Consider the following 19282-nt stretch of genomic DNA (forward strand, 5'->3'; position numbering starts at 1 on the left):
AGATGCTTGCAAGAAACGAAGTGCAGCGCTATAGTGTAACTGATTCGTTTATTGCAGGGTTGCAAGTCAAACAAGACGCAAGACCTGAGACACGGTGGCACTGTCATATCTGCCACCGAGCCTCGGGTCTTTTTTGTTGACGCCTTGTGAATACGAAGTGGAAGAACAGCCCAAGGAAGGAAAGACGATGGCCGAATCAACTGCCTCGCAGATCATCGACGCGGTCGGTGGTCCGGGCAACATCAAGAGCCTGACGCATTGCGCCACCCGTTTGCGGTTCGAACTTGTCGACGCAGGCAAGGTGGACCAGAACCGACTCGAGCACATGAAAGGCGTGCTCGGTGCCGTTCCACAGAGCGGTGACCGGTACCAGGTCGTCATCGGCGGCGGCGTCGCCACCATGTACGACAAGATCATGCAGCTGCCCGAAATGGCCAATATCGGCGGCGGCGAAGTCAACAACGACGGCTCCAAGAAACTGTCCAACGCCGAAGTCAAAGCCCAGGAACGCTCCAAGGTCAAGGGCAAGCACGCGTGGGTGGACAACTTCTTTGAGTTCCTGTCCGACACGTTCCGCCCGATCATCAACGTGCTGCTCGGTGCGTCGCTGATCATCGCGATCCTCAACGTGCTCATCGCCTGCCATGTCATCTCCAATGACACGGAAAGCCCGACCCTGCTGCTGTGCAAGGCCGCGTACGAGGGCGTCTTCTACTTCCTGCCGATCATGATCGCCTACAACGGCGCGAAGAAGCTCAAGGTAGACGGCTGGGTCGGTGCCACCATCATGGCGGCCCTCATGACCCCGCAGTTCATGGCCCTGTCCGCGCCTGACAAGTGGGCGGGCATCTTCGGCGACAAGAGCGGTCTGGCCGCGGCCAAGAGCGCCCTCAACTGCGTGACCAACGCCACGCTGGGCACCCAGTCGTGCTCCACCAAGGTGTTCGGCCTGCCGTTGCAGCTCAACGACTACTCCGGTTCCGTGTTCGTGCCGCTGTTCATGGTCGCCGTGCTCGCGCTCGTCTACAAGGGTCTCGAGCGGATCATCCCCGACAGTGTGCAGATGGTGTTCGTGCCGTTCCTGTCCATGATCATCATGATCCCGGTCACCGCCTTCCTGCTCGGCCCGCTGGGCGTGTGGGTCGGCAACGGCCTCGGCATCGGCCTGGCATGGCTGAACAACAACGCGCCGTTCATCTTCGCGATCCTCATTCCTATGCTTTATCCGTTCCTCGTGCCGCTTGGTCTGCACTGGCCGCTCAACGCCCTCATGCTGGTCAACATCAACACGCTGGGCTACGACTTCATCCAGGGCCCGATGGGCGTGTGGAACTTCGCCTGCTTCGGCGCGACCGCCGGCGTGCTGGTCATCGCGATGCGCGAGAAGAACGTCGACATGCGTCAGACCGCGTTCGGCGCGCTCATGGCAGGCCTGCTCGGCGGTGTGTCCGAGCCGAGCCTGTACGGCATCCACCTGCGCTACAAGCTGGTGTACAAGCGCATGCTCATCGGCTGCTTCATCGGTGGTGTGGTCATCGCGATTCTCGGCTGGATCTTCCCGTCCACACTCGCCAACGGCCAGGTCGTGCACGGCGTGACCACCACGGCCTTCGCCTTCACCTCGCTGCTGACCATCCCGGTGTTCAGCCAGATGTGGGTTTATGCGATTGCCATCGCCGTGGCGTTCTTCGTATCCATGTTCCTGATTATCACGCTCGACTACCGCACCCCGGAGCAGAAGGCCGCTGACCATGCGGTGGAAGCCCAGCAGGCGATGGACGAGGTCGAAGCCCCGGCAGCCCCGGCCGCCGCGAGCGACAATACTGTCGCAACTGCTACTGCTACCGCTACCGCAACCAAGACCGTGACCGATACGGTTGTCGCTCCGGTTGCCGGCCACGTCATTTCCTTGGATGAAGCAGGCGACCCGGTGTTCGCCTCCCGCGCGCTTGGCGAGGGCGTCGGCATCCAGCCCACTGACTCCACCGTGTACGCCCCGGTGTCCGGCGAGCTGTCGACTGTGGCCGAAACCGGTCACGCCTTCGGCATCAAGACCGATGACGGGGTCGAAGTGCTCGTGCACGTCGGCATCGATACGGTCAAGATGAACGGCGAGGGCTTCACCCCGGCCGTCACCAAGGGGCAACACGTCAACGCCGGCGACAAGCTGGTGACCGTGGACTTTGATAAAGTCAAGGCGGCAGGTTTTAACACCGTCACTTTGATGACGGTTCTGAACACCGCGGCGCTTGGCGGCGTGACCCCGAAGACGGGCATCGACGTCAAGCCGGGAGACGCCGTTCTGGAGATCTCCCGCTGAATCGCGGGCTGATCGGAAGGAACGTCGTGGATATTCTCCGCGTTTTCAACAACAATGTCGTGCTTGCGCGCGACGGCGACCAGGAGGTCATCCTCACCGGCCGGGGCCTTGGTTTCAAAGCCAAGCCCGGCCAGAGGGTTGACGACTCCAAAGTCGTGCGGAAATTCGTTCCTTCCGACGGCCGCGATCCCGATCATGTAGCCGAATTGCTCGCGGATATTCCTCCAGAGACGATTCGGCTGGTCACCGACGCCATGACGCGCGTGGGACTCGGCCAACAAGCCGAACAGACGCCTACGCTCGTCATGGCGCTCGCCGATCACGTGGTCGGCGCGTTGCGTCGGGCCAAGCGCGGCACCTCCGTGGAATATCCGCTCGACGTGGAGGTCCGTTCCCTGTACGCCAAGGAGTATGTCCAAGGGGAGGCGCTGGTTTCAGCGCTCAATGACAGCCTGCATGATGCCCTGCCCCGCAGCGAGGCGGTGGCGTTCGCGTTGCATCTGGTCAATGCGGGCTTTTCCAACGGGGATTTGTCGTATACCTATACCATGACGGGCGTCATCCAGCAGATGCTCGTCATCATCGAGAAGACCTGCAATATTTCGCTCGGGCAGCACAATGTCAGTGTCGGCCGGTTCATTACGCATCTGCGCTATCTGTTCGTGCGCATCTATCAAGGCCGCCAATTGGACAGCGAGCCTGAGCCGGTGATCGAGGCGATCAAGCAATCCTATCCCGATCAGATGCGGTGCGCGCAGAAAATCGCCGATGTCGTCGCGATCCGATTGGGGGCGGATCTGACTCCCGCTGAAATCGCTTATCTGGCGTTGCATGTAGCCCGTGTGGTATCCGACGTCGATGAACGCGAACAGGACGACGTGTTGCCGGTGGATGCTCAGCGCGATTGATTCAGATTGCTGTTGCCGGGAGCGGCCGCCGGTGCGGTTGCGGGGACGGAGGCGCGTACTGATGGCGACTTGGGGGCGGAACCCGACTCGGACCGCGGTGCTGATGCTGGCACGGCCACGGGCGCGGCCGTGGAAACGGAGGCCGTTCCTGGCGCTGATGTGGATGCCGGCGCTGCTGCGCTCGCCTTGGCCGGGTCGCTTTCCGGGGCGCGCACGGTCAGCGATTGCCGATCAACGGTGATGAGGATATGCCGTGTGCGGCCGAGCATGTCGCCGTCCACCTCCGCAAGTGCCGACTTTTCCAGCTTGATTTCGGCGCTGACGCCCTGCATCTGCTCGATGGTCGAATTCGTGGACAGCGGGCTTTGCTGTGGCTTCTTGGTGATGGTCTGATGGACCACGTCATTGAACAGGTTCGCCCAGCCAAGCAGGCCGCCGGTCGTATCGATAATCTCGAAATCAAGCAGCCCGTCATCATAGGACGCGCTGGGCATCAGTGAAAACACCGGTATTTCACCGCAATTGCCGGCCATGAACGTGCGGAACACGAGTCCGTCAACCGTGTGCGTGTTGCCGTGTGCGTCGGTCACGGTCACATCCGCCTTGAATTTCGGCGTGAACAGGTTCTTCGCCCCGCTGACGAAGTAGGCCAGCCAGCTGATGTTCTTCTTGAGTTGCGGATCTGTCTCCTCGATCATCTGCGCGTCGAAGCCGACACCGCCGATAATCATGAACGCATGCGGGTGGTCTTCGTTCGGGTCGTCCAGCAGGGATAGGCGTCCGACGTCGACCTTCCTTGAACCGTGCGATGTGGCGATGGTCAGGGCTGCCTCGAAGTCATCCACGGGAATGTTGAGATTGCGGGCGAACAGATTACCCGTGCCGATCGGCAGGATGCCCATCGCATGCCCGCTGCCCGACATCGCGCTCGCCACCGTACGCACCGTGCCGTCGCCGCCTACCGCGACCACGACGTCAGCGCCATGCCCGAGCGCTTCGAGTGCGCACGCGCGGCCGTCCTTGTCAAGCTGCGTGTCGATAAACTCGATTTGTTTGATGCCTTTGCTTTCGCAGAACGACTTGATTTGGCGACGCCGTTCATTGGCCTGCGGTTTGGATGGATTGATGATGAACGCGTAATGGACCTGGTCGTCTTCCCGCTGTTCAAGTACCTTGGCGACATGCTGGCGACGCAGATGGCGGACAAGGAAGAACGCGGCGACACCAATCGCTACGACCGCGACGATGATTGCGATAACAACAACCGCTATAGGCATCTTGGACGACTGCATAGGTTCCATTCTTACCTGTTTCGCTGGGATGTCCATGGGCAAATCTCGAGAATTTGACGGTCCCTCCACGAATTGTTTCGCGTTGCCGTCGCCGGCACCTACTGCCAGCAGTCACGTGTCGGCTTGCCGCATTAGTCTTGAACTATGCTTGATATTCAATTCATCCGTGAACATCCGGACATCGTGAAGGAATCCCAGCGCAAGCGCGGGGAATCCGTGGAACTTGTCGACGAGGTGCTCCGCTCCGACGAAACCCGTCGCGAGTCGCTCAAGGCGTTCGAAGCCGCACGCGCCGAACAGAAGGACATGGGCAAGAAGATCGCCACCGCCGCTCCTGAGGAGAAGGCGAAGATCATCGCCCAGACCAAGGAGCTGTCCAATAAGGTCTCCGAATACAAGGACACCGCAGACCAGGCCGCGGCCGAGTACACGACCGCGATGTGGAAGCTCAGCAACATCGTTGAGCCGGAAGCCCCGGAAGGCGGCGAGGACGACTACGTGGTCGTCAAGAAGGTCGGCACCATCCGCGATTTCGCCGCGGAAGGCTTCGAACCGAAGAACCACCTCGAGCTCGGTGAAGGCGTTGCCGGCATCGATATGAAGCGTGGCGTCAAGGTCTCCGGCTCCCGCTTCTACTTCCTGCGCGGTGCGGTCGCCCGACTGCAGATCGCTATGCTCACCATGGCCGTCGACCAGGCCGAGGAGCACGGCTTCACGCTCGCCATCACCCCGACGCTTGTGCGCCCCGAAGTCATGGCCGGCACCGGCTTCCTCAACTCCCATGCGGACGAAATCTACCGTCTGCGTGAGCCGGATGACCAGTATCTGGTCGGTACGTCTGAAGTCGCGCTCGCCGGCATGCATGAGAACGAGATTCTTGATCTTGACAACGGCCCGCTGCGCTACTGCGGCTGGTCCAGCTGCTACCGTCGCGAGGCGGGTGCCGCAGGCAAGGACACGATGGGCATCATCCGCGTCCACCAGTTCGACAAGGTTGAGATGTTCGTCTACTGCAAGCAGGAGAACTCCCGCGCCGAGCATCAGCACCTGCTGCAGATGGAGCAGGAGATGCTGGGCAAGGTCGAGGTGCCGTACCGCATCATCGACACCGCCGCCGGCGATCTGGGCGCTTCCGCTGCTCGCAAGTTCGACTGCGAGGCCTGGGTGCCGACGCAGAACCGCTACCGCGAGCTCACGTCCACTTCGAACTGCACCGAGTATCAGGCGCGTCGTTTGAACATCCGTGAGCGTACCGAGGACGGCTCGACTCGCGCGGTGTCTACGTTGAACGGCACGCTGGCCACCACGCGCTGGCTGGTCGCGATTCTCGAAAACCATCAGCAGGCTGACGGTTCCATCGAGATCCCGAAGGCCATGCGTCCGTACATGGGCGGCAAGGAAGTCATCGAACCGCGCAAGTGGGAGGCCTGAGCCTTTCTTTTGATTCGCGTTTGCACGCGTATCGTGCAGGTATGTTTTCGCTGGTTCGCAGTCTGATGCAGACCTTGTGGTAACATAACCGTTTGTGCGTGCAAACGCATGGACAGGTGTCCGAGCGGTCTATGGAGACGGTCTTGAAAACCGTTGTGGTGCAAGCCACCGCGAGTTCGAATCTCGCCCTGTCCGCAATAACCCCGTGGGTTCAACCCGCGGGGTTTCTTGTTATCAAGCCGAAAACCGCGTGATCGGGTTTCGGCCGACATGTCATGCAATTGGGTTCCGACGGACGTATCGTGAGATCGGGTTCCGGGCAACGTATCATGTGTTGTCCGGCCTCGGAACCCCGTGGCGTGTATCCCGTAACCCTCTACCGACGCTGAGGGGTATCTCAGTGTCGGTAGAAGCGGAGAGATGACTGCGCTTGCCGATGCTGACTTGATTGGCGTGAACAGTTTGCGCGGCCGGGTGTGTCCCGATGCCGGCGTGGACTGGCTCCGATGTCGTCGTGCGATTTCCAGTTTGGTCCGTGGGTTCGGATGGTTGTGCGGCCGGTGTCCCGGTGGCTGGTCTTCGTGGTGTTGGCGGATCGTTGATGTGCTGCGGTTTGCGGCGTGGCCGTGGTTGCATGGATGGTTGACGGTGGATGCCTTTGTGGACTGGATTGGTCTGTGGCTTGCATTTCCCGATTTGGTCCGCGACTCGGATGGTCGGGGTGGTCGGCCAGCCGGCGGTTGATGGTGATGGTGTGAGTGGATTGTCGGAATTCCGCGGTTCTGTGGTGGTGCCGTGGCTGGTGGCCGAGGGCGTTCCAATCCCTGTGCGGACTGGTTCCGATGTCGTCGCGCGATTCCCGATTCGGTCCGTGGGGCTGGGCGGTTGCGCGGCCGGTGCGCCGGCGGCTAGTCTTCGTGGTGTGGCAGATGGTTGATGTGCTGCGGATTCGCGGTGCGGCCATGGTTGCGGGGTGCGTGATGGTGTGCACCTTTGTGGACTGGATCGGTTTTCGGCTCGTATTCTCCGATCTAGTCCGCATTTCGGGCACCCCGGGGCGGTCCGGGCGGTGGTTGATTGTTGTGGTGCAAGCAAATCCTTGGGATTCCGCGGGTTCACGACCGCATCCTAGCTGGTGGCTGGGTGCGGCCCGGTGCCGGCGTGAACTGATTCCTATTCCGCCCGGCGTGCTCCGATTCGGTGCAGGGACGTGATGATGTCCGATTGCCCGTCAAATCCCATCCTTCATCCAGCAGCCACCATCCTCTAACGGCCCTGCACCCTCAAACCATGCAGATTGAACGCCGAGGCAGCCCGGAAACAGTGATGGCAACGCATAAGTCAGATTGACACGATACAACGGCTGCCTCATCAAGCTCAGACACTCGGACAAATCACTCGGCCATACCACCCGGGAGTGTCGTTCTGCAGTGTCACCCAGCAGCATCGCCCGATAGCGCCACTCGATGCCACCAGCCGACACATCAACAATCATTGACACCGCCGTGCGCGACAATAAGAGTCATGAGCGAGCGTAATCACGAGAACATTGGCAACATCAACAATCAAGAGTCGCCATTCCATGCAGGCGAGACCATCATCGCCCCGCACGGCGGCCCGATCACCGACGTCATCTTCGATTATTGCGATGTCCTGCTGGATTGGCGTCCGTGGCGCGCACTTGAGGGCTTGTATCCCCAAGGCGTGATCGACATGTTCTTCGATTCCGCGGACGAGTGGGGCTACGATTTCATCGACCGCCTGCTCGATTCCGGCGTTCCGACGCAGGATGTCCTTGTCGAATACGCGCGACACCACGGCCCGGCGGTCACGTGGGTGCTGCGGATGTGGCTCGAGCATGAGGAGCGGGCGATTTTCGGCGTGCTTGACGGTATGGAGCAGTTGGTCGATGACTTGCAATCTGCCGGCGTCGGGGTGTGGGGCCTGACGAATTTCACTACGGAGGCAGTTGATATCGCGCATTCGCGATTCGATGTGTTCAGCCGATTGCAAGACACGCTCGTTTCGTCGCAGGAGCGTCTGCTCAAGCCTGACCCGGTGATTTATCTGCGCGCAATCGATCGCTTCGGTGTCGACCCGCAGTCCACGGTGTTTTTCGACGACAATCCCCGCAACGCGCGTGGGGCAAGAATAGCCGGTTTGCGCGGGGTGACGTTCACATCCGCCGACCAGGCGCGCGCAGTGCTCGGCTTGTCCTGATTATCCCGACGATGCGGTTCAATCAGCCGGTTCAATCAGCCGTTCAATCGGCCGGTCCAAGCGGGCAGTTCAATCGGACAATCGGACCGCCATCGTCCGCCATTCACACAATGCGCCGGTCCGCCGCCCAACGCGTCAGCTCGGTCCTGTTGGACAACTGGAGTTTACGCAGCACTGCGCTGACGTGGGTTTCCACAGTTTTCACCGAGATGAACAGCTCGGCTGCGACTTCCTTGTACGTGTATCCGCGGGCAATCAGCCGCATGACTTCCTGTTCGCGCGCCGACAGCCTGTCGAGCTCATCGTCGTGGATTTCCCCTTCGGGCGCGATTCCGCCGTTTTGGAAGGCGGACAGTACGAATCCGGCGAGTTTGGGGGAGAACACGGCATATCCCTCGTGCACTTGCCTGATGGAGCTGGCCAAATCATCGCCGGTTATCGTCTTGGTCACATATCCGCGAGCCCCCGCCCGGATCACCGAGCCGACATCCTGAGGCGAATCCGAGACGCTCAACGCCAGGAACACGGAATCAGGGGAGAGCGGGTGCGAACGGGTGAGGATTTCCGTGCCTCCACCACCCGCGCCGCCAGGCACATGCACGTCGAGGAGCACGACATCGGGCTTGGTCTGCGCAATCATCTCGATGGCGCCCTCGACATCGCCCGCCTGCCCGACGATATCGAAATCTGGTTGCAAGGTGGCGATAACGCCAGCCCTGAACATCTCGTGGTCATCAACGACGGCGATGCGGATGTCGCTGCCGTCCGCGTTGTCGTCTTGTTCGCTATGACTCATTGCTCCTCGATTCCTGATGTCCTGTGCTGGTCGTTGCCTGCGCTGTCCATGATATGCGTGCGAGCGCCGGCAGGACTCGCCGTGCCGCCGATGGGCATGTGCATACGCACTTCGGTGCCCCAATGTGGCCGGGACACGATCTGTACTGTGCCTCCGCGGCGTTTGATACGGCCGATGATGGATTCACGGATGCCGAGCCGGCCTTCGGGTATGGCGTTCACATCGAAGCCTTCGCCGTGGTCGCGCACGTAGACGTCCACAGTGGTTGCTCCCGCCTCGCAATAGACGGAAATCGGCTCCCCGCCGTGCGTGACCGCGTTGACCAGCGCCTGCCGGGTGGCGTTCAGCAGCGCGTCGGTCTGGGTGCATGGCTGCGCGTCGCCGACAGTCACCACCTCAATCGCTTTGCCTGATTCGTCTTCGACTTCGGCGGCGATGTCCTTGATGCCTGCGCTGACGGATTTGTCGGGTGGAGTACGCTCCTGATACAGCCAGTTGCGCAGTTCGCGCTCCTGCTGGCGCGCCAGTGCGAGCACAATCTGCGGTTCACTGCTGTGCAGCTGGATAAGTGCCAGCGTTTGCAATACCCCGTCGTGTAGGTGCGCGGTCATATCCGCGCGTTCTTCCTCGCGTTCTTTGAGTGCGCGCTCGGTGCTCAGGGAACGCGTCAATGACATGATCCATGGGATGACGGCGAGTGTGGTGGCAACCAGCAGGGCGGCTGCGGCGAGGATGGTTTTGCCGTGCACTTGAGGTGTGCCGGGTTCCAAGAGTACGGTGATGCAGAACGCGCCGACGAGGAGCGCCAGCCCGAGTATCGCGGTGAGCCACTGACGTTGTCCATCGTTGAATCGCAGCCAAGCGATGAGCACGCCGCTGACGGTCATAATTGCCGGGAGGATCATTGCGGTTTCCCCGGTATAGAGCATGACACCGCTGATAATCAGCATGATGATGCCTGACAGGGCGATGATTGCCGGTTTGGGGGCGCGGCGGATGACATCCAGCAGACTTTCGCCGTTCTCCGTCGATTCGGCGGCAGGAATCGCGCGCTCATCGGCCGATGCGTAGGATGTGCTCGGCGGTGCGGCGGCGGATGGCGTTGCCGCACCGGCCGCGGCTGCATCGGATATGGCTGTGTCTGACGTGGCAGTATTCTGTGCGGTCGGAAGACTCGTCGCCGGAACCGAAACAGCAGGAGCGGGAGTCGGTGCAGGCGTTCGTGATGGGCCGCCCGCTTGTCCCGGCACATACCCGGGAACAACCGTGACCGGCTGCGGCATAGCAGCAGCCGAGGCGCCGGGCATCGGGTAGGGGGCGTTGCCGCGAGACAGCGGCGATTGGTTGACAGGGCTGATACGCTGCGCTTCACGCACCGGATCGCCGACTGGCACGGTCACCCACAGGAAGATATAGGCGATGATGCCTGCGCCGAAGACAAACGAGGAGCAGATGAACGCGAGCCGGACCAGCCACACGGGGATGCCCAGATGCATGCTGATGCCCCGGCAGACACCGCAGAGCATCCTGCCGTATTTGGGCCTGAGCAGCGGCAGTTTCGCCGGCGCAAGCGGAGCCGGCGCCTGATATGGCCGCGCGTCGGCGGGCGGAGTGTTCATCCACTGAGGGGCGTTCGTGGTTTGCATCATGATTCCATTGTGCGCCCCTTGGGGCATATCATCGGGGTTCATACCCTGTTTTCAGGGATAAATCGGGTGTTTCCCCGATACGTTCGGCTGCGGGAGGTTGCTGTAATGGAGGCATGAGCAATACACATGATCAATCGCAACAGCCGATGCCGCAGCGGCAGCCCGGCGATGCGGCGGAACAGCCGGCGCAGTCAACGCAGCCTGGGCAATCTGCGCAATCAACCCAATCTACATGGCAGCCGCAACCCGGCGAAGCGCAAGGTCACAGCGGCCAACAAGGCCGTGACGACAACGCCCAACGCCAATACGCCAATTCCACGGCGGCAGACCAGTCCGGCTCCCGCAACGGCAACTGGTATCCTTCTAGCCAGCCCGAACCGCACAAAACAACGAAACGCGACTGGCGCGACATGTTCTTCGGGTGGGTCAGACAAAGCGGCCTTGTCCGTACCGAAGACCGGTATATCGGCGGTGTGTGCGCAGGTATCGCCCATCGGCTGGGCTGGAGTCCCGCCTTGGTGCGCGCCATCGTCATCATCCTTGCCTTCTTCGGCGGTTTCGGCGTGTATGCCTACATTTTCGCGTGGCTGCTGATGCCGGATGTCACCAACGACGGCCATATCATCGCCGAGGATGTTCTGCACGGCGGTGACGGCTGGCAGTGGGTGTTCGCCCCAATCGCTATGTTCATCGTCGTCAGCACGGTCATGTCGTGGCTGATGAGTGACCGCTGGCGTTGGGATATCACCGGGTGGGTCTCGCTTGTTGCGCTCGCGTTGGTCTTGGTGATGTTCAACGCAACGACGTATCGTTCCGGGCGCGTAAGGCCGATTGCGCCTCCAACGCCGATGCCGGGGGCGCCCATGCCGGGCAGTTCTGCGATGCCGATGCAAGGGCAGGGACCTGTCCCGCCGGTGCAGCCCCAGCCGTACCCGCGGTATGTGGCTCAGCCTGCGCGCCCGGTCGAAGCCGCGCAACCTCGCACGGTACGCACTCGACGCAAGCCCGCAGGACCGCTTGTGGTGCTCGCCTCGTTCGGCCTGGTGCTGTTGTCGGCGGCGCTGATGGTGTTCTGGGTCATGAGCCATCATCATGGCGAACCCCGAATGGTCAGCATGGTCGCATCGGCGACCGGTTGGATCGGATGCGTCTGCGTCGCACTCGGAGTTCTGCTGGTCGTGCTCGGTGCCAAAGGACGCCGTACCGGCGGCTTGCACCCGCTGGTGTGGATGTCGGTGTTCATCACGGTAGTCATGGTGTTCACCGCGGGCGCCACCGGGTATTGCCTGACTGACATCAACCGGCAGGCGGAAGACTACGAACGGGTGGATGTCAACGGTTCGACGACCCTGACCGCGACCAAGACGACGCTCAAACGCCTCAATGACGGCATCTATTTCGTTGGCGACAGCTATTCCGGCGACAAGGTGACCATCGACCTGAGCGATTACGGTGAGCGTTACGGCACCCACAAGATGACCGACGTGGAGCATGACTATGAGTCGTACTGCCCGACGGGCACCTACCGGATTATTGCGAGCGACGTCAAGGTGGATGTGAAACTGCCCAAATACTGCACCTACCGGTTCAAACACGCCGGTTACATGGGCACCAACGGAGTGGGCGGCGAATATCTGCTGGTTGACTCCCGATTTGTCCAGGTGGGATTCGACGACGGCGTGCACATCGATATGTCGGCGTCGGATCAAGGTCATGTGGCCAATCCTGAGTCGTCCGCCTCTTCGGGGTCTGACAGCAAATCCTCTCATTCGTCGAAGTCCGATTCGGACAGCGACAGCGATGATGAGGATGACGACGATGATTATGACGATGACGATGATTTCGACTTCGTATCCACGCCGGAACTGACCATCGACGCTTCGACGATTCAGGGATGGGTCGGCGTGAGCTACGGGGGCAACGGCAAGGGGTATGTCCGCATCTCATCTGACAACGCCAAGAAAGAGGGTACGAAATGAGTGAAGTCAAGGAACAGGATACGGTCGAAACCGTAACCATGCGGCACGTCAACGTGGACGAACCGGTTGCGGAGACCAAGGTCATGCCACAGACCTCCTCGATGGACGCCGCTCAGACACAGGTTGTACCGCAAGCGGTTTCGCGGGAGGACGCCACCCAGCCGGTGGCCCGGCGGCCTGAACCGGTTGAACAGTCTGAACCTTCAGAGCCCTCTGACTCGCATGAACCGTCCGGGTCGTCCGTTCCGCGTGGTGGTATTCCGCTCGATGAGTTGGCGCGCCGCCGGCAGCAGGTGGCGGATGAGGCGCGTCGCCAGTCACATCCGCTCGGCGACAACACCGTGCCGATGTACACGGGCGCACCCTTCAGGTCTGCCGAGGCGACTGCCCCCGTCGAGCCGGCGTCTGTCATTCATGCCCCGGCCCCGACGGGCGTCAGCGCCGGAACTGTGGTGCTCGGTGTGTTGCTGGTCTTGCTCGGCGCGGTGGCGATTGTCATGGCCGGCATGGTTCCCAATTGGCCGTTCGGTGCAGTGGATCCGTGGGTCGCCGCGGCGGTCAGCATTGGTGCGGTCGGGGTCACGCTCGTGGTCATCGCCATCATTTGGGCGGTGACCAACGCGGTGTCCAGCCGTCGGCGCGAACGCAAGTAGCGCACAACGCGGGAACGCGCGACGTGTCCACGTCCGCAATACGGTATCGCCCTCCACACGGTATCGCTCGTGACGCGCGCGATACGCGCAGCATAGTGACCCGGATGGGCTGACGCATCCCCAGCCACGCTCAAGGTCGCCCGTGACATAGCGACACACATGGCATGGCGACGCCGCCACAAAACCCGACACCCTGTCGGGCTCCCAGCTTCTGCCGACGCTGACGACTTGCTGAGCGTCGGCAGAAACAGGGGGACGGGCTATCGCAGTCCCCAGAACATGAATACGATGATGGACAGGGCCAACGTGGCGAGCACGAGCGTGGCGACGATAACGTGCCCGGTGCCGGTCGCGATAGACGGCTCGTCGGGATATTTGCGGACATTGCGCATCACCATGGTGAACACCAGGAACAGCAACAACAGGCAGGTGGCGGCGCCGATTTGCAACACCGTCCAACCAGGCCGCAGTATGTCGGCGCGATTCGTCAGCGACAACGCCGCTTTCCCGAGCGTGACCAGATACCAGCCGAGTGCGCCGGCGACCAATACGGGAACTACGACGCTTGCGGCGAGTAGGGGAGCCGTGCCGCGCCCGAAGTGCGGAGTATCCGCCGGCATGCCTTCGGACTGATGACTATGCCCCATCAGCGTCTGCGTTCTCGATGCGCGCAGTCGTCCACTGACCCACAGTGCAACCGCCCCGATGACAGCGGCGATCACGCACAGGATTTGCGCTACCATCAACGCGAGCGCCACAGAAACCGACCCGATGATGCCATGCGGTGTCTTGGAAGGAGCCGCAAACCGTTGATGTGGCTGACTTCCGGCGATCATCGGCGTGGCCCAGTCCGTAGCCGTGGCGCCGGCGGCGATGGCGTTGGCCCAATCCTCGAGATTATGCGTGTAATGCTGTTCCAACGGCAATCCGGGCAATGACAGCGATGAGCCGGTACGCATCTGATGATTCGTCGGGTAGTACCGTACCGTCACATTCGCATTGCCGTTACGTTTCGCTGCATCGATTAGCGTGCGTGCGCCCTGCTCGATGGGCATGGACGGGTCGATGGTCCCGTAATTGATGAGCAGCGGCATGGTGAGCGCAGAGTAATAATCCTGTGCCGGGAAATCCGCATACTCCAGCCCAACAAGCGAGAAATCAAGGCTGATCAGCGTCGGCAGCTCATCGACCACGCTTTGAGGCGCGCCCGCGATGGTCGCGTACGAGGTCGCCGCCATCGCCATCTGGTCACGCCCGGGCACCACCGGCGGGGATGTGAGGATCATGAACGCGATATCCGGCTGTCGTTTCGCCATGACGGTGGCGATCCACGTGCCTTCCGATTCCGCATACACGCCCACCTGCGAGGGGTTGACGTCGTTCAATCCGGCCAGCAGCTTCCATGAGGCAAGATAGTCGCGGGCCATGGCCTGATAGTCGCGGCTTGTCCATGAATAGTTGTCCAGCCGCTTGTCCGGCACCAACGTGACGATGCCCGCGGACGTCATCGCGGGGGCGATATCGCCGTACACTTCAGACGCCTTGCCAGTCCCGGCGCCATGCACGAACACGCACGCGGGGCGTTTGCCGGGGGCGCCGATTGGTTCGCGCAAGATCGCGTTCACGCTGACCGTGTCGGTGAGTTTGATGGTGAGTTTCGTCGTCTTGACTTTGTAGGTGCCTTCTTGCGCGGTTGACAGGCCATTCGCCGCGATAGCGGTGCTGGACGAACCGACCGTGATATGGTCCGTATACGGTTCCACCCGCCAGTTTGCGCCGATTGCAGAACCGATGCCAGCGAGGATGATGAGAACCACGAGTGCTGCGCCTTCGACGATCATGAGCCGGTGACGTCCGCGCTCCTTCCGGGTTTCCGCGGCCGTTGCGGTTCCTGTGGTTGCGGTTCCGGCCGCTGTCTCGCGTTCTTCATGGTCTTCCGTTGTGGTGTCCAAATGCCGTTCCTGCCTTCGTGGTCTGGATTGTCCTGATTCTTGGATTGTCCTGATTTCCCGGTTTCCCGTCGCCTTTCATGCCTTCGCACCGGATGGAGAATCTTGCGGATTGCGCGGTTCTTGCCTGCCTTGCTGGTTGTTCGCGCCCTGTGCCGCCGCCTGTCGCGCCTGTGCCGCCTGCGCTTCGTCAAGCCCCGCATATCCCTCCAGCCGGACCGTGTTGCGTACGGTCTGCTCGGTCAGGTTGCCGTCTTGCTCGATGATATTCGCCACCAGACGCTCGTATTCGTCGAAAGTGGTATCCGAATACGTGCCCAATTCGCCGCGCAGATAGGTCTCGAACGACGTCTGCTCAGGCGTATCCTCGGCGGTGGTGAGCACTCGCATCGCCTCCCCGAGCGCCGGCCAGCGGCCCGCGAATTCGCGCGCCCATGCGACTTGCCGGGCGATCACCTGCTCCTGGCGCGCCACCCGTTGCGCGGAAAGTCGGGGAATATACGGTTCGATGCGTTCGTGGTAGATGTCAGGCGTCGTGGAGGCCATCATCCGTGCGTATTTTTCGGTGACCAGATTGCGCCCGACGCGGTCCGCCTGCCGTAAATCGTTCTCGTAGCTTGCCAGCAGCGCCGGGGTCCAGGTGAGGAACTGGCTCAGCCGCATCTCGTGGAACATCGGCCAGTTGCCTTGGCATGCCGCCCGGCCGCCTTCATTGTCCGTGCGTTGGAACTGGTCCCATTCCAGCCGAATCACCGTTTCAACCATCGGATCGTCGGCACGGACCGTGACCATCGGCGGCTGTTGGGACATGGCATCCTCTTTCTGTCGGATTCTATCTGATTCGCAGTGCGAACATTTGCCATGATATGCATGCCTATCCCGCTATGCATGGCCTGATTCGCCGCCGGCGCTATTGCGACACGCTGAGCGCGACTGTGCAGACCGGGCTGTACGGATGCAACTGTGCAGACGCAACTGTGCAGACGCAACTGTGCAGACGAAACCGCTGGAAAACAATCGCGCAGCCGCTGAACCGCCTACTGCCCAGTGCCGAATGCCGACCATTCGGCACGTTGCCGGCGGTTCGTCGAACTCCCGTCTAGATGCTATGCAAACAGGCGGCATCGCTGACGATATGCGCCTCGACATGCGGTCGCTGCCATTCGAGGAAGCGTTCGTTGCTGTGCGTCAATCCTTCACGTTGGAGTTCGGCGACGATATCCGAGCATATGGCATTGACCACAGTGCTGATTTCATCGGCGGCTTCACGTGGTGATGCCCCTTTGCCATAGCAGGCGTCGCTTGAGAGGCGAAGAACCTGTTCCAGCTGTTCGCAAACGCCGGCGAGCCGCGTACCCATGCGGGCGCTGAGACGGCGCAGGGCGGCGAATCGCCACTTGTAATAGGGTGCGTATCCGGCAGAAACCGGCGTGTTGATCAGGAACACCAGCGAGGAGACCGCGTCCGCGAATTCGCTGATGGACAGCCACGCCGCGCTGCCATCACCGCGGCGCAGCATCCGGGGCAGATTGTATTGCCCGGCTTGGCTGATCATGCCCAATCGGCGCGAAATCAGCGACAACCGCACATCGTCAGGCATGAGTTTGAAACCTTGGCGAGTCTTGGAGAATGCGCCCAGCGGGTCGGCGAACACCTGGCCGTTGGTCGCCGTGGCGAGAGTCGCCTCGTCCAGCATCAGCCATTCATGCGGATGATTGGCACTAGGGGCTTGGCGGTATCCGGTCAGGGATTCGAAGAAGTCACCGATACGGAATACTCCCACCCGCCTGCCAGCACCTTGCGCTCGCGGTGTGGTCTGACGCGGTCCGAACCCGAGGAATCGCTCCGGCAAGGCATCGTAGTCCGCTTGCAAGCGCTCGCCGATTCGCTCGTAATCCCCGTCGGTCAGCCACAGGCAGAAGCCAGGGCCGAAATCATGGTCGCGGGAGAGCAAATCGTCAAAACCGTAGCATTCCGAGCCATGTCCGACCAATCCGGCGGCGATGCGACCTTGATACTCCGGGTAACGTTCCGCGATTAGCGGCTTGCCGAATTCCGTCCAAGTGCGCCGAGCCAGTTGCAGACCGGTAATTTCCGGTTTGAGATCCGCACTGTCCGAAGTGATGTTCCGCTTGCCGGCGTGCCGGTGGTTGGGCCGGGCATCCTGTTGCCCTTGCGCTGCCGAATCGACGGCATGTGCGGCGGATGTCGATTGCTCTGCAAGCGCGTCTTTGGCGGCTTGGAGATTCTCGCTGGTGGTCCGGTAATACTCCGTGTCGGTGCCGTAGCATTCGGCGATGACGTCGAGCGCCTTGCCATACAAGGCAGCGGCATCTGCGAATGCGCCGTGCATGAAACGTACCTGTGCCGCAGCAGCCAGTGCGGAAGCATAATGCGCGCTGTGGGTCAGATCGCCTTCATCGTAGATTGTCAACGCATGCTGAGCGTCGTCGTCGGCTTGGTCAAGTAACACGGCAGGGGATTGCGCATTCGCTTCGCTCCTGCCCGCGGCCTCGTTTTTGCACGCCTCATGCCACAATTCCAGTTCGACCAGCGCAAGATTGACGTAGGTGGATGCGATGTCGGGGTCCGTGTGCCGGTCCGCGCCCGAATCCTCGAGGATGCCCATTGCCTGCACGAGCTGGTCGCGCGCCTCGCCCAGACGGTTCGTCTCGCTGTAGAGCATGGACAGGTTGTTATGCAGCGCGGCGAGCCGCCTGTCGCGGGGTCCGTAGGTTGTTTTCGCGTTGTCAAGCGCTTGGCGGTACAGGTCTTCCGCTTGGTCGTATTGCCGTGCGGCGCGCATGGCGGTGGCGGCGTTGACAAGCGTCGTTGTCCACGACTCGCTGCCGGCGATTCCCATGCGGATGCCCAGTTCGAGCGCCCGTTGCACAATCCACTGGTTGTCCTCGTGCCGTCCCTGGGAACGGTAGAATCCCATCGTTTCATTGAGGACGGTCAACAATCCGGCGTTGTCACCGGCGTTTTCGGCATCGGTCATTGCCTGTTGCAAGTAGGCTTCGGCGTCTTGACCCGCGCGATGCTTGTCATAGATGGCGTCCAGACCGGCGAGGAACGTGTCTACGTCAAATCGGGGGTGATGGCTGTCTGAGGCGTGATTGCCGGAATCGGCGGAATCGTTGGAATCGTTGTCATTCCGGTTTTCGACATCATCCGGGGCTTCAGCATCTTCGTCATCGGCTGCGGTGCACGGCCTTGCGCCGAACAACGCAGCAGGATTATTCGCCGCCTTGAGCGCCGCCATCAACGCGTCCGGCGCCGGCGTGGAATCCGTGCCATCGCCGGTCATACTGCCACGCCCGGGGATGGCATCGCCGCCGGGCATATCGTCGTCATCATGGGTGTGCGCCAAATCATTAAGATTCGTCATGGTCCCGCTTCTCCAATTCCTCATTGAGCCAACGCACGTAAGCCCTTACCGACTTCTGCGCCATATTGTCATCGGGCCTGGGCTCTGTCGCTTCCGATACTAGAGCAGCATACGCTTCGCGATCGCTGTTGTACGCCGCCGTCTTGATACCGTGTTTTTCCGCGGTCTGCACAACCACGTTGTCTATCTTGTGGTTCAGTTCTTCCGTTGTGATATTCATTGGGATTCCCAACCGTCGCAAGTTATCGAAGGGATCAGGTTCTTTGGAGCTGGCAGATGCGTGACGGCCCACGGGTTCGCTCTGTGCGGTGGAGCCGAAGGACTTCCACACGACGCGATCGACCGACGCGAGCTCGCCTTTCGCCTGACCGAGCGCCACCGCATACGCGAGGTTCCAGCCGTAAAGTTGGGCGTCCTTCGTGGTGCCGCGTTCGCTTAAGTCGCTGTAGTCCTTGAGATACTTGCCCGGTCCGAGCACATGATGGTACAGCCGCATCATCGGGTGGTTGCGTCATGGTTGTCGGTGAAGCCGAGGAATCTCCTTGGTAGGTTCCTGCCGCGTCGAAGCTGATACCGTCAAATTGGGCCTATAGGAACTAAACGTGGTGTTTATGATGCCGGTCAGGCCAAGTGGCTGTAGGCGTGTCGGCGTGCGTTTAACGTGACGTGTCGTTAAAAAGGCCGTCCGAGTGCC

General features: G+C 61.2%; 13 protein-coding genes and 1 tRNA gene. 7 read left to right on the plus strand and 7 right to left on the minus strand.

Annotated elements, in window-relative coordinates:
• The first annotated feature begins 187 nt into the window (after positions 1–187).
• Together ACTQYB_RS07510 and ACTQYB_RS07515 are read left to right on the plus strand one after the other, a co-directional pair.
• Positions 188–2320 carry a glucose PTS transporter subunit IIA gene (locus tag ACTQYB_RS07510; protein ID WP_441482313.1) on the plus strand — a complete coding sequence of 711 codons (2133 nt, stop codon included), beginning with the start codon at positions 188–190 and terminating at the stop codon, positions 2318–2320.
• 26 nt (positions 2321–2346) lie between these two features.
• Entirely contained in the window at positions 2347–3228 is an 882-nt protein-coding gene (locus ACTQYB_RS07515) for a PRD domain-containing protein (RefSeq protein WP_441482314.1), read from the plus strand.
• Here ACTQYB_RS07515 and ACTQYB_RS07520 read toward each other — a convergent pair.
• A complete protein-coding gene (locus ACTQYB_RS07520) occupies positions 3216–4520 on the minus strand; it encodes a diacylglycerol/lipid kinase family protein (protein WP_414600796.1) in 1305 nt (434 codons plus the stop codon). The genes ACTQYB_RS07515 and ACTQYB_RS07520 overlap by 13 nt on opposite strands.
• A gap of 144 nt (positions 4521–4664) precedes the next feature.
• Between ACTQYB_RS07520 and serS the strand changes: the two genes are divergently transcribed.
• From serS to ACTQYB_RS07535, 3 genes are all read left to right on the plus strand, one after another.
• Positions 4665–5951 (plus strand): serine--tRNA ligase, encoded by a 1287-nt coding sequence (gene serS, locus ACTQYB_RS07525; protein WP_015450904.1) that lies wholly within the window; start codon positions 4665–4667, stop codon positions 5949–5951.
• Between the two features lie 110 nt (positions 5952–6061).
• Positions 6062–6146 (plus strand) — tRNA-Ser (locus ACTQYB_RS07530).
• 1329 nt (positions 6147–7475) lie between these two features.
• Entirely contained in the window at positions 7476–8171 is a 696-nt protein-coding gene (locus tag ACTQYB_RS07535) for an HAD family hydrolase (protein WP_412170438.1), read from the plus strand.
• A 103-nt stretch (positions 8172–8274) separates the two neighbouring features.
• On the opposite strand, the gene ACTQYB_RS07540 is transcribed toward ACTQYB_RS07535, so the two are convergent.
• The gene (locus tag ACTQYB_RS07540; protein ID WP_033505915.1) at positions 8275–8967 is read right to left on the minus strand and encodes a LuxR C-terminal-related transcriptional regulator; all 693 of its coding nucleotides are present in this window, start codon (positions 8965–8967) and stop codon (positions 8275–8277) included.
• On the minus strand, positions 8964–10613 hold the full coding sequence (locus tag ACTQYB_RS07545) for a PspC domain-containing protein (protein WP_441482322.1): 1650 nt from the start codon (positions 10611–10613) through the stop codon (positions 8964–8966). Before ACTQYB_RS07545 ends, ACTQYB_RS07540 begins: the two co-directional genes overlap by 4 nt.
• A gap of 116 nt (positions 10614–10729) precedes the next feature.
• On the opposite strand from ACTQYB_RS07545, the gene ACTQYB_RS07550 reads away from it, so the two are divergent.
• Complete coding sequence (locus ACTQYB_RS07550; RefSeq protein ID WP_441482315.1) at positions 10730–12595, plus strand: PspC domain-containing protein; 1866 nt, start codon at positions 10730–10732, stop codon at positions 12593–12595.
• A complete protein-coding gene (locus tag ACTQYB_RS07555) occupies positions 12592–13248 on the plus strand; it encodes a hypothetical protein (RefSeq protein WP_441482316.1) in 657 nt (218 codons plus the stop codon). The genes ACTQYB_RS07550 and ACTQYB_RS07555 overlap by 4 nt, the downstream gene beginning before the upstream one ends.
• A gap of 260 nt (positions 13249–13508) precedes the next feature.
• Here the strand turns inward: ACTQYB_RS07555 and ACTQYB_RS07560 are convergent, their stop codons facing one another.
• The 4 genes from ACTQYB_RS07560 to ACTQYB_RS07575 form a co-directional block, all read right to left on the minus strand.
• Entirely contained in the window at positions 13509–15200 is a 1692-nt protein-coding gene (locus ACTQYB_RS07560) for an alpha/beta hydrolase family protein (RefSeq protein WP_441482317.1), read from the minus strand.
• 75 nt (positions 15201–15275) lie between these two features.
• Positions 15276–15989: a DUF4125 family protein gene (locus ACTQYB_RS07565; protein WP_441482323.1), complete on the minus strand. Its 714-nt coding sequence runs from the start codon at positions 15987–15989 to the stop codon at positions 15276–15278.
• A 307-nt stretch (positions 15990–16296) separates the two neighbouring features.
• A complete protein-coding gene (locus ACTQYB_RS07570) occupies positions 16297–18588 on the minus strand; it encodes a DUF4037 domain-containing protein (protein ID WP_441482318.1) in 2292 nt (763 codons plus the stop codon).
• Entirely contained in the window at positions 18575–19087 is a 513-nt protein-coding gene (locus ACTQYB_RS07575; RefSeq protein ID WP_441482319.1) for a hypothetical protein, read from the minus strand. The genes ACTQYB_RS07570 and ACTQYB_RS07575 overlap by 14 nt, the downstream gene beginning before the upstream one ends.
• Between the last annotated feature and the right edge of the window lie 195 nt (positions 19088–19282).

Source organism: Bifidobacterium sp. LCP19S3_E9 (assembly GCF_052121135.1).
GTDB lineage: Bacteria > Actinomycetota > Actinomycetes > Actinomycetales > Bifidobacteriaceae > Bifidobacterium > Bifidobacterium thermacidophilum.